Consider the following 15,889-nt stretch of genomic DNA (forward strand, 5'->3'; position numbering starts at 1 on the left):
GAAGGAGGTACAAATGAATAAAGAATATCTTGTAGAACAAGACGATACTAATGATTCAACGGATATGATGCCACACTTAAGCCAAACTTTTGATGAAAATCCTAGTGCGTGGACATCGTTTATATTGGGAATAGTTGCAAGTGTCGCATGGTTAATTCCTATAGCCGGGATACCAATTACTATTGTAGGAACAGTATTTGGTGCGATCAGTCAAAAAGATCCAAGAGATCGTGGCGTGGGAATTGCGGGGCTTGTGATCAATATTGTATTTATGGTATTTAGTGTAATTCAGTCTATAGTTTTGGTGTGGTTATACATCAAAAAGAAACAGCAAAGTAAATGAAATTTTTTGGAGCTATGGTATGTGTTGCTGTAGCTCTTTATACTACTACATGGTTTAGGGAGGGAGATATTTTGATGCCAATTATTGGAATACCGTTAGCGACGATGACTACACCGACAAAAGAATCATATTACTTAAGCACAGAATATATACAAGCAATAGAAAAGATAGGAGCGTTTGTTGTACTATTGCCACATACTACAGATCAGGATAAAATTGTGAGACAAGTTAGCCATTGCGATGGATTTTTAATGCCAGGAGGGGATGATGTGACGCCTCATCTATATGGCGAAGAGCCGTTGATAAAATTGGGACAATGTGATGAAAAAGTGGATGAATACCATTTGCGTATAACAAAAGAAATAGTTGAACAAGATAAGCCGTTTCTTGGAATTTGCAGAGGGGCTCAAGTTTTAAATATAGCACTTGGAGGAAGCGTATATCAAGACGTAAGCTACCATAGTGAGAACGTATTGTTGCATAGACAATCAGGGAAAAGACACGACTTGTGCCATAAAGTATATTTTCAAAAGGGAAGTAAGCTTTATAAACTTTTTGGAGAAAACATGTTGGTCAATAGCTTCCACCACCAATCTATCTCTACTCTAAGCCCCAAACTTATGATAAGCGCAGTAGCATCAGACGGAATAGTAGAGGCGGTAGAAAGTTTAACCTCAAAATTTTGTATTGGAGTGCAATGGCACCCAGAAATTATGGTATATAATCATAGTATAATGAACAAATTATTTGAAGCCTTGATAGATAGCTGCTTAGATCATTGATAATTTTTCGACAACGACTTGTTTACTAAGTTCCTCGACTTGTGCTGGATCTACAAAGCCAGTTGCTTCGCTGAGTGCATTAGAAGTTCCGCTTGCACTAGCAAGTTTTATAATCTGCGCTATTGGAAGTCCTCTATTTAGACCTGCCGCAAAGCCTGCAATCATAGAGTCACCACATCCAACAGAGTTTACGGTTTTAACAGCTGGGATAACGATATTGTAAAGTTGATTTTCATATGCTACAACGCTACCGTCTTTGCCCATAGAAATAACCACCAGCTCAATGCCTTTGTCAAAGAGGTTTTTGGCAGCGGAAATAGCTTCCTCTGTGGAGATACTTGTTTTGTCTAAAAGGTAGGCAAGCTCGTCGGTGTTAGGTTTAATCATAGTAGGCTTTATATCTGAATCTAAAGCAGATTTTAAATAGTCTTTGCTAGTATCGAGAAGTACCTTCTTGCCCTTGGCCTTGGCAATAGCAACAAGCTCGTTATAAATTGCAGGTGAAGAGCCGGTGGGTACGCTTCCCGATATAGCAACAATATTGCATTTATCAACCAGCTTGGAATACATATCTTTAAATCTTTCTTCGTCTGCAGCAGTAACAGTAATGCCACCTTCGAGCACTTCGGTTTGAACGCCGGTAGCTTTGTCATACATATTGATGCAAGTACGACTTTCGCCATCCACATAGCAGAATTCAGCTTCAATGCCTAGTTTTTTGATCTCATTTTCTATATACTGTCCAGAAAATCCACCAACAAAACCAGTGGCAATAACAGGCTCGCCCAATAAATGACAGACTCTAGCGACGTTGAGTCCTTTTCCTCCAGCACTAGCTTGGGTGCTTGTTGTACGGTTTACTTCACCAACCTGAAACTTGTCGATAACATATCTTTTGTCAATTGCCGCGTTTAGTGTTACTGTTAAAATCATAAATATGACCTCCAATTAAAAGTTATAGTGTGTACATTCTAATATAAAGCTACCCAATTTTCAATGTACGAAATAACAAAACTTTTACTATATATAAGAAATGAGTGCAACAAAATAAGGGAGATTGCTATCCCCCTCATAAAAATTATTATTTGAGACCTAACTTAGCTTTGTTTGTATCCACAATTTCTTGTTGCAATGCGACGAGTTGGTCAAAGCCCAGAGCATCGCGTTCTGCAACAAAGTCGGCAAATATCTGATCAAACGTTGCTTCATCTGCTGCACGAATCAGCGCCGGTAAAGTTTCGCCCCATAGAGTTCCCACTTTTAGCGCAATCTTTTCTTCTTCAGAGCCGATAGGAGCAGTGAGCCCGCCGTATTGTGATGCAAAGACAGTATAAGGATACGCCCATTCTTCGAGTTGTGCCAGCGGTTCTTGCGTTGGAGAGCTCCATTGAAGTTGCATAGGGAGATCTTGAAGCATCCAGAAGGTGTCCTCAGCTCCATATTTCCTATCATAGGAAACTCGATCAGACATAAGTAGTTCGGTGACTTCTGGTTTAGTGATATGTTCACCATCTACCACGTCATACATCTCACCTTCTATTCCGAGTTTGATGAGCTTTTGTCCATGCTCACTCATCATATAGCTTAAAAATTGGATGGCACGATCGGGTTCTTCACAATTTTTAGAAATTAAAGTAACGGTCCAACCTTGGATGCCAACGCCAGGAAGCACGTGGTCATCTCCTGCAGAATTCTTTGGCCCATCAATTGCTAAATAAACAGTGTCTGGATCATTTGCAAAAAGAATTTGTTGCTGCGCGGCAAAGTCGGTGCGCTGATATAGCATAGAGAAGTAGCGACCCTGAGCTTGCTTTTCTTCCATTTGCGGCCTGCCATCAATAAATACATCATTGGCTATTAAACCATCTCTCCAAGCCTGATTGAGAGTTTTCAACCAAATAATATATTCTGGATCTGTAGTTCTATCATATAATTTTCCGTCTTTCTCAAATGGAATAGCCAAGAAGTCTTGCAGCCATACATCTAAAGATGTGTTCCCAACTGAGCTAAATCCATTGGCACCAAAAGGAATAAGAGGTTGCCCATTCACTTCGGGGAACATTTCTTGTGCCGCACTAAGCGCATCCAAAAAGCCCTCTGGAGTGGACATATCAGGGCTGCCAAGAGCTTCGTACATATCCTTTCGTACTGCAAAGATTGGGTTTGCTGCAATGTTATCGTACATCTCATAGTCTTCTGGTGTATAGGATGAATTTGGATATTGGTATAAATGCCCATCTGCACTAGTATACCAGCCCACTCTAGAATCATTAGTAACTTCAAAGAAATATGGGTCATACATTTGTGCAAGCTCATCTAACGCATAGACCATCTCGGCGTCTATAATCTCTGGAATTTGTCCTTCCCACCAGCCGAGTGTAATAATGTCTGGTAATGTATCAGAAGCAATCATCGTGTTTAATTTTTCTGCTTCGTTGCCAGCTGGAACTACAAAGTTGACTGTAACGCCGGTTTCCTCTGTAATCTTTTGAGAAGTCATATCCTCTCCCCAAGGTGTCGTAAACCAAGAAAAGTTGACATACCAGTCTAATTCTGTGGGTTCATTATTAAAAGTCCAACCAGGGATATCTGCAGAAACGGCATATTCTGGTGCTGTCAATTCTGTACTCGAAGAATCATCAGATCCGCATCCCACAAGCAACGTCATTCCTATCAATCCTAATAAAAATAAATTTTTCTTCATATCTAAATCCTCCTTTTATTCTTTAACAGCTCCGATAAGCATTCCTTTAACAAAATATTTTTGCAAGAAAGGGTATACACAAATTATAGGGAACGTCGTGATAACCATAGTAGACAATTTGATTGCAAGGGAAGTTGTAGTTTTGACGACATTTGTGGCAGAAGCGACCATTTGATTTGAGCCAGATTCGGCAACTATGCGATATAAGAACGTTTGGACAGGTTGCAAGTCGGCATCATTTATATAAATTACTCCCGAAAAGTAGTCATTCCAGTGATAGACACCAGTAAATAATGCGATGGTTGCAAGGACTGGCTTCGATAAAGGCAATATGATTCTAAAGAAGATGACAAGGTCGTTGGCACCATCTATAGATGACGACTCCTCTAGTGCGCTTGGAATTTCTTTGAAGAAGTTTACGAAAATTATTAAGTTAAAAAAGTTGAATAACGATGGCCAAATATATATCCAAAAGCTATCTAATAGCCCCAAATTTTTATATAGCAAGAACGCTGGTATTAAGCCCCCGCTAAAAAACATTGTGACTGTACCCATAGCTATGTAGAACTTGCGTCCTATTAAATTACTCTTAGAAAGTGGGTAGGCAACCATTGCAGTAAAAAGCACATTTGTCACTGTGCCAACCAGAGTTCTTGCAATGGTGACGCCAAATGACTTCATAAGCCCAGTGTTTGCAAATACCGCTGTATAGTTTTCAATGGTAAATTTGCGTGGCCACCAAAATATGCCCCCTAACATGGCATCTGCGCCCTCGTTAAATGAGTTAACTAGGATATACCAAATTGGATATAGCGTGATAAAACAGATGAATAACATTAAAACATTGTTTACGCAGTCAAATACAATTTCACCATTGGTTCGATTTGATCGTCTCATACTTTCCCTCCTTTTTTAGAATAATGAACGCCCTTGTAATTTTTTTGTCGTAAAGTTAGCGATAATTAATAAAATCATAGCAATAACAGATTTGAACAATCCGATAGCAGTTGCATAAGAATATCTTCCCGCACGCATACCCATTTCATAAACATAAGTGTCGATCACCTGGCTAGCATCTGCGTTTAGTACATTGCCTAGTAAGAAAATTTGGTCAAAATTGGAATTTAACATTCCGGCCACTGCTAAGATGAACATCACCGCGATAGTGCCTTTGATTGCAGGAACAGTAATGTGCCATATTTTTTGAATCTTGGTTGCGCCATCGATCGAAGCTGCCTCATACATTTGTTGATCGATTCCAGATATGGCTGCCAAATATATAATTGCAGACCAACCCAGCTCCTTCCAAGTATCAGAAATTATAGTGAGTCCCCAAAAATACTTCGGATCCGCCAAAAATGCGATCGGAGCATCTATGATTCCAATTGCAACGAGAATTTCGTTGATCATCCCAGTCTCAGAAAGCCAAGTGATCAATAGTCCTCCAAGCACCACCCACGAAATAAAGTGTGGCAAATATGAAATCGTTTGAATAGATTTTTTATAGCGTGCATTTTTAACTTCATTCAAAAGTATTGCAAAAATAATAGGTAGCGGAAAGCCTATCAATAATTTGAGTAAGCTGATTCCTAACGTGTTTGTCATAACGTTAAAAAACTTGGGATCAGTAAAAAACTCTATAAAATGCTCGAATCCCACCCAATCGGCTTCCCATATTGATCGTGTAATTTTATAATCTTTAAACGCTATCACAATTCCTGACATAGGTATGTAATTAAAAATGAACATCCATAAAATTCCAGGAAGCACCATTAGCTGCAAATATTTCTGCCCCCATAATTTTTTTAGTAAACTTTTTTTTGATGATTTCTCCATAAACTCCCTCCTTCGTTTATATAATTTATATATATTTATATTATATAATACAAAATTAAATTTTGTGAAGTGAAATATTTGCTTTTTTAGTATTAAATTTTTACTAATCTTATTTAAATAGCAATAAAAAAATGGCCAAGAATAATCCGGCCATCAAAATTTATAATTAGACAAAACTGTGCGCTGCGTTAACCATAGCCTGAATATTAGCCAAAGGAATGTTGGGTGCAAGATCGCAACCTGGCATCAACAAAAATCCTCCGCTTCGTCCAGCAACTTTGGCGCGCCCGAGGCAATGCTCAAACACTTCGTCGGCAGTTTTAATTTGTAACACATCATAAGGATTCATGTCTCCACAAATAGCGTAATTTCCTCTAGTTAACGGAAGCGCTTCTTCCAAATTGAGAGTATCCACAGAGAAAGCTGCGATTCCAGAATCCAAAAGAGGTTTGATTCGAGCCCTGGTATTGCCACAAATATGCAACAAATATTTAACGTTTAACTTATTCAATGCTGCAACCATTCCAGTAACAGAAGGCAGAGCATATTCCTCAAACATTCCAGGGCTAATCATGTCTCCAGAAGAAACAGGGTCCCCAACCATAATAACATCAGCGCCATATTCAACCAAGAGTTGGGCAAATCTAGCAATCAATTGTGTTGAAAATTCTATAATTGCCACTGCGCTATCTTCGTCATCATATGCTTGCGTCAAGAAGTTTTGGACACCCACCATCATTCCAGCAACGGTGAATGGCCCCCAAGATACTCCAACAATAACTCGCTCGTCGCGGGGGTAGGGGGGGGGGGGGGGGTAATGTTTTTTGAGTAACGGAATCAACTTCAAGCCAGCAACAAACTCATCATCCGCCAAAGCCTGATTAATAAGTTCATCTACTGAAAAATTTTTGATCTCATCCAAAGTTTTTAGCGGGGGTTTGCTAATCTCAAATGCTTCTCCAACTTTGTCATACTGGATTTCGCCTCCCATATATTTCAAAAAGAAATTCGATATATGAGCATTTGCGCATACATTATCAACTGCAAATTCATCAAAAGCTTTTATAACATGAGAAGCTCCAAAATCTGCTGCATTGAGGAGATCCTTGTGCGAGATTTGATCGCGCTTGACAATCCAAGTGTATCCATCCAGAATTGCAACAGGCAATCGGGGTGTTTCCTCAAAATTCAGTGCCCCCAAAAAAATTTCCTTACCGGTCATATCGTTCCCTCCTAATATTATCTTGCATATATTATAGCTCGATTAGCACCCAAAACATTATAAATTTTAACTATAAACTTAAAATATTTACTGTACATGACCATAAAAATTAAAAACTTAGCGCTTCGATGCCTGGCTAACTAGTTTAATAACCATCAAACATGCTACAACAGTTAACGCCTGAACAGTTAAAGTTTTGTAGAACTTGCGTTTGAGAGCAGATTTGTTAATAGGTTGTTTAATAACTTTGGCAATTTTGAGTTCGCCAGCCAAATCGGAGTCGATATGTTCGGCTCTGAATACTGAAATCGCAAGGTCAGCAGGGGGTTCGACAAAATCCAAAATGGCATTATCTTCCAGAAGGTGAGCGTCGACAAACTCTTCAAAAGCAGTTACATCAATGGCTCTGTCATCAAATTTATCAGCATCATCAGAAGCATCATCATGATAAGCCGCGGTAGTTGCCGAAAATTTACCAGCATTATCAGAAGCATCATCATGATAAGCCGCGGTAGTTGCCGAAAATTCTTTAGCATTTTGGAAATCGGCATGAGGAAGCCACTGAGTATGCTGAAGATTCTCTTAGCACATTATTGAGAACATCGTCATGAAGACCGCGTGTTGCCAAGGAAGGACTTTGTCGCATTATCGGAATCATAGTCATGACAAGCCGGGGTAGTGCCGAAGATTTTTAGGCATTATAGGAAGCATCTTCATGAGAAGTCGCGGTAGTTGCCGAAGATTTATTAGCATTATTGGAAGCATCGTCATGAGAAGCTGCTGTAGTTGTTGAAGATTTATTAGCATTATTGGAAGCATCGTCATGAGAAGCTGCTGTAGTTGTTGAAGATTTATTAGCATTATTGGAAGCATCGTCATGAGAAGCTGCTGTAGTTGTTGAAGATTTATTAGCATTATTGGAAGCATCGTCATGAGAAGCTGCTGTAGTTGTTGAAGATTTATTAGCATTATTGGAAGCATCGTCATGAGAAGCTGCTGTAGTTGTTGAAGATTTATTAGCATTATTGGAAGCATCGTCATGAGGAGCCGCGGTAGTTGCCGAAGTTTTCTTAGCATTATCAGAATCATCTTCATGAGAAGCCGCGGTAGTTGCGGTAGATTTGTGTGCTTCAGCTAGAATGTCATCAATCTTAGAAACAGATTCATCATCATTATCAGAAAGAACATGAATTTCAGAGGTCGATTTAATTGCAGCTGGAGCAGTTTCATCAGCATTATCAGAAGCATCGTCATGAGGAGCCGCGGTAGTTGCCGAAGATTTCTTAGCATTATTGGAAGCATCTTCATGAGAAGCCGTGGTAGTTGCCGAAGATTTTTTAGTATTATCAGAAGCATCATCATGATAAGCCGCGGTAGTTGCCGAAGTTTTCTTAGCATTATCAGAATCATCTTCATGAGAAGCCGTGGTAGTTGCCGAAGATTTTTTAGTATTATCAGAAGCATCATCATGATAAGCCGCGGTAGTTGCCGAAGTTTTCTTAGCATTATCAGAATCATCTTCATGAGAAGCCGCTGTAGTTGCAGAAGATTTCTTAGCATTATCAGAATCATCAGCATGAGAAGCAACTGGAGTTGCCGAAGATTTCTCAGCATTATCAGAAGCATCATCATGAGAAGCAGCGGTAGTTGCCGAAGATTTATTAGCATTATTGGAAGCATCGTCATGAGAAGCTGCTGTAGTTGTTGAAGATTTATTAGCATTATTGGAAGCATCTTCATGAGAAGGCGCGGTAGTTGCCGAAGATTTTTTAGCATTATCAGAAGCATCATCATGATAAGCCGCGGTAGTTGCCGTAGATTTCTTAGCATTATTGGAAGCATCGTCATGAGAAGCCGCGGTAGTTGTTGAAGATTTCTTAGCATCATTGGAAGCATCGTCATGAGAAGCTGCTGTAGTTGTTGAAGATTTCTTAGCATCATTGGAAGCATCGTCATGAGAAGCTGCTGTAGTTGTTGAAGATTTCTTAGCATCATTGGAAGCATCGTCATGAGAAGCTGCTGTAGTTGTTGAAGATTTCTTAGCATCATTGGAAGCATCGTCATGAGAAGCTGCTGTAGTTGTTGAAGATTTCTTAGCATCATTGGAAGCATCGTCATGAGGAGCCGCGGTAGTTGCCGAAGTTTTCTTAGCATTATCAGAAGCGTCGTCATGAGAAGCCGCGGTAGTTGCGGAAGATTTCTTAGCATTATCAGAAGCATCGTCATGAGAAGCTGCTGTAGTTGTTGAAGATTTATTAGCATTATTGGAAGCATCGTCATGAGAAGCTGCTGTAGTTGTTGAAGATTTATTAGCATTATTGGAAGCATCGTCATGAGAAGCTGCTGTAGTTGTTGAAGATTTATTAGCATTATTGGAAGCATCGTCATGAGAAGCTGCTGTAGTTGTTGAAGATTTATTAGCATTATTGGAAGCATCGTCATGAGAAGCTGCTGTAGTTGTTGAAGATTTATTAGCATTATTAGAAGCATCGTCATGAGAAGCCGTAGTAGTTGCCGAAGATTTCTTAGCATTATAGGAAGCATCGTCATGAGAAGCTGCTGTAGTTGTTGAAGATTTATTAGCATTATTGGAAGCATCTTCATGAGAAGCTGTTGTAGTTGCCGAAGATTTCTTAGCATTATTGGAAGCATCTTCATGAGAAGCCGCTGTAGTTGTTGAAGATTTATTAGCATTATTGGAAGCATCGTCATGAGAAGCTGCTGTAGTTGTTGAAGATTTATTAGCATTATTGGAAGCATCGTCATGAGAAGCTGCTGTAGTTGTTGAAGATTTATTAGCATTATTGGAAGCATCGTCATGAGAAGCTGCTGTAGTTGTTGAAGATTTATTAGCATTATTGGAAGCATCGTCATGAGGAGCCGCGGTAGTTGCCGAAGTTTTCTTAGCATTATCAGAAGCGTCGTCATGAGAAGCCGCGGTTGTTGCCGAAGATTTCTTAGCATTATTGGAAGCATCGTCATGAGAAGCCGCGGTAGTTGTTGAAGATTTATTAGCATTATTGGAAGCATCGTCATGAGAAGCTGCTGTAGTTGTTGAAGATTTATTAGCATTATTGGAAGCATCGTCATGAGAAGCTGCTGTAGTTGTTGAAGATTTATTAGCATTATTGGAAGCATCGTCATGAGAAGCTGCTGTAGTTGTTGAAGATTTATTAGCATTATTGGAAGCATCGTCATGAGAAGCTGCTGTAGTTGTTGAAGATTTATTAGCATTATTGGAAGCATCTTCATGAGAAGCTGTTGTAGTTGCCGAAGATTTCGTAGCATTATCAGAAGCATCTTCATGAGAAGCCGCTGTAGTTGTTGAAGATTTATTAGCATTATTGGAAGCATCGTCATGAGAAGCTGCTGTAGTTGTTGAAGATTTATTAGCATTATTGGAAGCATCGTCATGAGAAGCTGCTGTAGTTGTTGAAGATTTATTAGCATTATTGGAAGCATCGTCATGAGAAGCTGCTGTAGTTGTTGAAGATTTATTAGCATTATTAGAAGCATCGTCATGAGAAGCCGCTGGTAGTTGTCGAAGATTTCTTAGCATTATTGGAAGCATCGTCATGAGAAGCTGCTGTAGTTGTTGAAGATTTCTTAGCATTATCAGAAGCATCAGCATGAGAAGCCACTGTAGTTGTTGAAGATTTATTAGCATTATTGGAAGCATCGTCATGAGAAGCTGCTGTAGTTGTTGAAGATTTATTAGCATTATTGGAAGCATCGTCATGAGAAGCTGCTGTAGTTGTTGAAGATTTATTAGCATTATTGGAAGCATCGTCATGAGGAGCCGCGGTAGTTGCCGAAGTTTTCTTAGCATTATCAGAATCATCTTCATGAGAAGCCGCGGGAGTTGCCGAAGATTTCTTAGCATTATAAGAAGCATCGTCATGAGAAGCAGTAGTTGTTGAAGATTTATCCGCAGTATCAGAAGATCCATCAATGAGAAGCCGCGGGTAGTTGCCGAAGATTTCTTAGCATTATTAGAAGCATCGTCATGAGAAGCTGCTGTAGTTGTTGAAGATTTATTAGCATTATTGGAAGCATCGTCATGAGAAGCGGCGGTAGTTGCCGAAGATTTCTTAGCATTATAAGAAGCATCGTCATGAGAAGCGGCGGTAGTTGCCGAAGATGTCTTAGCATTATCAGAAGCATCATCATGATAAGCCGCGGTAGTTGCCGAAGATTTCATAGCATTATCAGAAGCATCATCATGATAAGCCGCGGTAGTTGCCGTAGATTTCTTAGCATTATTAGAAGCATCATTAGCATGAGAAGCCGCGGTAGTTGCGGAAGATTTCTTAGCATTATCAGAATCATCTTCATGAGAAGCCGCGGTAGTTGCGGTAGATTTGTGTGCTTCAGCTAGAATGTCATCAATCTTAGAAGCAGATTCATCATCATTATCAGAAAGAACATGAATTTCAGAGGTCAATTTAATTGCAGCTGGAGCAGTTTCATCAGCATTACCAGAAGCATCTTCATGAGAAGACGCGGTAGTTGCCGAAGATTTATCAGCATTATCAGAAGCATCGTCATGAGAAGCTGCTGTAGTTGTTGAAGATTTATTAGCATTATTGGAAGCATCTTCATGAGAAGCCACTGGAGTTGCCGAAGATTTCTTAGCATTATCAGAATCATCGTCATGAGAAGCCACTGGAGTTGCCGAAGATTTCTTAGCATTATTGGAAGCATCGTCATGAGAAGCCGCTGTAGTTGTTGAAGATTTATCAGCATTATCAGAATCATCGTCATGAGAAGCCGTAGTTGTTGAAGATTCATCAGCATCATTGGAGGCATCATCAGCATGAGAAGCTGCTGTAGTTGTTGAAGATTTATTAGCATTATTGGAAGCATCGTCATGAGAAGCTGCTGTAGTTGTTGAAGATTTATTAGCATTATTGGAAGCATCGTCATGAGGAGCCGCGGTAGTTGCCGAAGTTTTCTTAGCATTATCAGAATCATCGTCATGAGAAGCCGTAGTTGTTGGAGATTTATCAGCATTATCGGAAGCATCGTCATGAGAAGCTGTTGTAGTTGCCGAAGATTTCTTAGCATTATTGGAAGCATCGTCATGAGAAGCTGCTGTAGTTGTTGAAGATTTATTAGCATTATTGGAAGCATCGTCATGAGAAGCTGCTGTAGTTGTTGAAGATTTATTAGCATTATTGGAAGCATCGTCATGAGGAGCCGCGGTAGTTGCCGAAGTTTTCTTAGCATTATCAGAATCATCTTCATGAGAAGCCGCGGTAGTTGCGGTAGATTTGTGTGCTTCAGCTAGAATGTCATCAATCTTAGAAACAGATTCATCATCATTATCAGAAAGAACATGAATTTCAGAGGTCAATTTAATTGCAGCTGGAGCAGTTTCATCAGCATCATCGGAAGCATCATCAGCATGAGAAGCTACTGTAGTTGTTGAAGATTTATTAGCATTATTGGAAGCATCGTCATGAGAAGCTGCTGTAGTTGTTGAAGATTTATTAGCATTATTGGAAGCATCGTCATGAGAAGCTGCTGTAGTTGTTGAAGATTTATTAGCATTATTGGAAGCATCGTCATGAGAAGCTGCTGTAGTTGTTGAAGATTTATTAGCATTATTGGAAGCATCGTCATGAGAAGCTGCTGTAGTTGTTGAAGATTTATTAGCATTATTGGAAGCATCGTCATGAGAAGCTGCTGTAGTTGTTGAAGATTTATTAGCATTATTGGAAGCATCGTCATGAGAAGCTGCTGTAGTTGTTGAAGATTTATTAGCATTATTGGAAGCATCGTCATGAGAAGCTGCTGTAGTTGTTGAAGATTTATTAGCATTATTGGAAGCATCGTCATGAGAAAGCGGTAGTTGCCGAAGATTCTTAGCATTATCAGAAGCATCATCATGAGAAGCCTAGTTGCCGAAGATTTATTAGCATTATCAGATCTCATGAGAAGCTGTAGTTGTTGAAGATTTATTAGCATTATTGGAAGCATCGTCATGAGAAGCTGCTGTAGTTGCCGAAGATTTCTTAGCATTATTGGAAGCATCTTCATGAGAAGCCGTGATAGTTGTTGAAGATTTATCAGCATTATTAGAAGCATCGTCATGAGAAGCCGCGGTAGTTGCGAAGATTTGTGTGCTTCAGCTAGAATGTCATCAATCTTAGAAACAGATTCATCATCATTATCAGAAAGAACATGAATTTCAGAGGTCAATTTAATTGCAGCTGGAGCAGTTTCATCAGCATCATCGGAGGCATCATCAGCATGAGAAGCTACTGAAGTTGTTGAAGATTTATCAGCATTATCAGAAGCATCAGCATGAGAAGCCACTGGAGTTGTTGAAGATTCGTCAGCATCATTGGAGGCATCATCAGCATGAGAAGCCACTGTAGTTGTTGAAGATTCATCAGCATCATCGGAGCATCATCATGAGAAGCTACTGGAGTTGTTGAAGATTCATCAGCATCATCGGAGGCATCATCAGCATGAGAAGCTACTGAAGTTGTTGAAGATTTATCAGCATTATCAGAAGCATCAGCATGAGAAGCCTGGAGTTGTTGAAGATTCGTCAGCATCATCGGAGGCATCATCAGCATGAGAAGCTACTGGAGTTGTTGAAGATTCATCAGCATCATTGGAGGCATCATCAGCATGAGAAGCCTGTAGTTGTTGAAGATTCATCAGCATCATCGGAGGCATCATCAGCATGAGAAGCCACTGTAGTTGTTGAAGATTCATCAGCATCATCGGAGGCATCATTAGCATGAGAAGCTACTGGAGTTGTTGAAGATTTATCAGCATCATCGGAGGCATCATCAGCATGAGAAGCCACTGAAGTTGTTGAAGATTCGTCAGCATCAATATCAGTAATTTCAGGCTCGTAAACTTCATGAACTTCGTATTCAGCGGCAGTTTTGCCAGTGATAGAGATGGCCTCAATTTCTTCGAATGACACGGTTGCAGTGCGTTCTTTTTCTATGAAAGCAGCAGGCGCGACTGTAGATTCAGCTATTTTTGCTTTTTCCTTCAATACCATTTTAATGGAAGAATCTTTTATTCTAACAGCTTTCTGATCGTCGGCTTCATTAGCAATACATAAATCATAATCAACGCATTTGGTGCAAATTGTCAGGTCAAAATATAATTCTTGCCCATTTTTTACTTTTTTAGACACAATATCTTCATCTTGAACACATTTTTTAACAGGCTTATTCTTTTCCAAGACCAAATAATCAAGTCCTTGCTTGTATAAAACTTTATCTGGCTTATTTTCTTTGGTAGAAGTTGCGTGAAGAGCCTGTTCCTGAGCGAAAGCAATAGCGGATGGATCCGCTGTTTCGATAAGAGCAAGACGATGCGCTTCAAATTCCCAATCCTCTTTGGAAGACAGCTTTTTGGTTGCAAAGAATTCTACATTGTAGCTCCTAAGCGTTTCGCAAAATTCAAAGGGTTCAAAATCAAATTCTTTGGATTCATAAATAAATAGATGAGATTTAGCAGCGGTAATGGCAGTGTAAAAAATATTGAAATAATGGCGGATACGATTTTTATTTGTATCTGCACCACTTAATATTTTGGCCCAATCAGCCTTGGCGGAAGACATAATATCATAGCAATAAATATTTTCGTATTCCAAACCACGAATTTCGTTGACCAAAAATAATCTACCAATAGCAATGTTATATTTTTTGGCTAATGTATTCTTAATTTTTTCGCTACCAACAACGATAGCAAAATAGTGTTTATCAGCAATGGAAGCAAAGAGAGCTTTTTGATCTTTCAACTTAACCATATGTGGAAAAGGACCATTTCTGGCACCAACTTCTGTATAATCATAAAAAGTTCTTTCGCAAAAAGACTGTCGGAGATAAGATACTTCGTTAACAAATTCTGACAGTTCTTTAATGGATCTGTAATTTATTTCAGAGAATCCACAATACATATTGTGTGCAAATAGTGCAGAAAATGGTAAATACAGCAGTTGATTGGGGTCGCCAGTCCAAATAATTTTGGTAGAAGATAACCTAGAGATGGCAGCAATCTGTGCCTTGGTAAATTTATGAGCTTCATCGGCAATAATTAAATCGTAATCGGGAACTTTTGAGAGTCGCAAAACTTTCTTTGCAATATCATTAGCATCAAATAAATTCGATTCATCTAAAAAATCTTGATAGGCCTGAGCGAGCTTGTAAACTTGTTCTTTCGCACTGTGACTGAACTTGGAATACGGAAATTTTTTATATTCGTGTAAAGGAAACAGAGTATGATGAATAGAGTAACCTTTGATTATTTCTGAGATTTCGGCAGCTATTTCTGAAATTTCCTTTTTGCTTACGATTTGAAATCCGGTTTGAGCTTTGAGCCAAGTGATAGTGGCAGCAGCAGATTGAATTTGGTCGTTAGATATACCCGCAACTTGTGCTAATGCAGCAGTCGCAGAGGTAAAATCGGCAGTGGCCGCGGGATAATTAGATTGGGCGATCTCTAAAGCAAGCCGAGAAGCAGTGAGATATAAGGTTTGTCCAGCAGTTAATTTTTCTAAAGGAAGAATAGTTTTACCAGTCCCTTTTGCCAAAAAAATTTGATTATTAAGAACCGGAGTAACATCGAGAATAGTGTGAACTTTTTTAATTGTGCGAGTAATAGAATGAGGAGCCAATTTAATATGGTTATAATTAAGTGAACGGGCATCCCTTTCCTGAGCATCATGAGTTACATAACCTAAATATACAATATTTTTTCCAGAAGCATCAAATTTAAATAGGATACGATTGGCCCTATCAAGACGGAATTTAAAGATTTCTTCACTTTTAGATTTTCGAATAGTACGAATATAATAGCTGTTGGGCATATTCCGTAGCTGATAATTGCAGTTGCGCAAATGATTTTCGAATTGTTCTAGCTTGGGAAGAATATCAACATTTTTAGGGACAGTTTTACTAAAGTTTTTTTTAAATTGCATATTAAACTCCTTTTTAATAAGTATAATTTTTATATTATGAAAATAACTA

General features: G+C 39.1%; 13 protein-coding genes. 2 read left to right on the forward strand and 11 right to left on the reverse strand.

The window, feature by feature from the left end; genetic code table 11:
- Window positions 1-13 precede the first annotated feature (13 nt).
- Both PCY70_RS07765 and PCY70_RS07770 read left to right on the forward strand, forming a co-directional pair.
- Window positions 14-343: a hypothetical protein gene (locus tag PCY70_RS07765; RefSeq protein ID WP_305766911.1), complete on the forward strand. Its 330-nt coding sequence runs from the start codon at window positions 14-16 to the stop codon at window positions 341-343.
- A gap of 74 nt (window positions 344-417) precedes the next feature.
- Window positions 418-1,125, forward strand: coding sequence for a gamma-glutamyl-gamma-aminobutyrate hydrolase family protein (locus PCY70_RS07770; RefSeq protein ID WP_305768958.1), 708 nt, complete (start codon window positions 418-420; stop codon window positions 1,123-1,125).
- Here PCY70_RS07770 and PCY70_RS07775 read toward each other — a convergent pair.
- The 11 genes from PCY70_RS07775 to PCY70_RS07825 form a co-directional block, all read right to left on the reverse strand.
- A complete protein-coding gene (locus tag PCY70_RS07775) occupies window positions 1,114-2,058 on the reverse strand; it encodes a 1-phosphofructokinase family hexose kinase (RefSeq protein ID WP_010166167.1) in 945 nt (314 codons plus the stop codon). The two genes, PCY70_RS07770 and PCY70_RS07775, sit on opposite strands and share 12 nt — an antisense overlap.
- Before the next feature lie 148 nt (window positions 2,059-2,206).
- A complete protein-coding gene (locus tag PCY70_RS07780; RefSeq protein WP_305766912.1) occupies window positions 2,207-3,829 on the reverse strand; it encodes an extracellular solute-binding protein in 1,623 nt (540 codons plus the stop codon).
- Between the two features lie 15 nt (window positions 3,830-3,844).
- Window positions 3,845-4,726 carry a carbohydrate ABC transporter permease gene (locus PCY70_RS07785; protein ID WP_010166171.1) on the reverse strand — a complete coding sequence of 294 codons (882 nt, stop codon included), beginning with the start codon at window positions 4,724-4,726 and terminating at the stop codon, window positions 3,845-3,847.
- 15 nt (window positions 4,727-4,741) lie between these two features.
- Complete coding sequence (locus PCY70_RS07790) at window positions 4,742-5,665, reverse strand: ABC transporter permease (RefSeq protein WP_305766913.1); 924 nt, start codon at window positions 5,663-5,665, stop codon at window positions 4,742-4,744.
- Between the two features lie 166 nt (window positions 5,666-5,831).
- Window positions 5,832-6,887 (reverse strand): uroporphyrinogen decarboxylase family protein, encoded by a 1,056-nt coding sequence (locus PCY70_RS07795; RefSeq protein WP_305766914.1) that lies wholly within the window; start codon window positions 6,885-6,887, stop codon window positions 5,832-5,834.
- Between the two features lie 117 nt (window positions 6,888-7,004).
- Window positions 7,005-7,229 carry a hypothetical protein gene (locus PCY70_RS07800; RefSeq protein ID WP_305766915.1) on the reverse strand — a complete coding sequence of 75 codons (225 nt, stop codon included), beginning with the start codon at window positions 7,227-7,229 and terminating at the stop codon, window positions 7,005-7,007.
- Window positions 7,230-7,578: 349 nt separating this feature from the next.
- Window positions 7,579-12,243, reverse strand: coding sequence for a hypothetical protein (locus PCY70_RS07805; RefSeq protein WP_305766916.1), 4,665 nt, complete (start codon window positions 12,241-12,243; stop codon window positions 7,579-7,581).
- A 59-nt stretch (window positions 12,244-12,302) separates the two neighbouring features.
- Window positions 12,303-13,265: a hypothetical protein gene (locus tag PCY70_RS07810; RefSeq protein WP_305766917.1), complete on the reverse strand. Its 963-nt coding sequence runs from the start codon at window positions 13,263-13,265 to the stop codon at window positions 12,303-12,305.
- Window positions 13,151-13,456, reverse strand: coding sequence for a hypothetical protein (locus PCY70_RS07815; protein ID WP_305766918.1), 306 nt, complete (start codon window positions 13,454-13,456; stop codon window positions 13,151-13,153). The genes PCY70_RS07810 and PCY70_RS07815 overlap by 115 nt, the downstream gene beginning before the upstream one ends.
- A complete protein-coding gene (locus PCY70_RS07820) occupies window positions 13,413-13,568 on the reverse strand; it encodes a hypothetical protein (protein WP_305766919.1) in 156 nt (51 codons plus the stop codon). Before PCY70_RS07820 ends, PCY70_RS07815 begins: the two co-directional genes overlap by 44 nt.
- A complete protein-coding gene (locus tag PCY70_RS07825; RefSeq protein WP_323132689.1) occupies window positions 13,525-15,840 on the reverse strand; it encodes a UvrD-helicase domain-containing protein in 2,316 nt (771 codons plus the stop codon). The genes PCY70_RS07820 and PCY70_RS07825 overlap by 44 nt, the downstream gene beginning before the upstream one ends.
- Between the last annotated feature and the right edge of the window lie 49 nt (window positions 15,841-15,889).

Origin of the sequence: Candidatus Epulonipiscium viviparus (assembly GCF_030708075.1) — a bacterium.
Lineage (GTDB): Bacteria > Bacillota > Clostridia > Lachnospirales > Cellulosilyticaceae > Epulonipiscioides > Epulonipiscioides viviparus.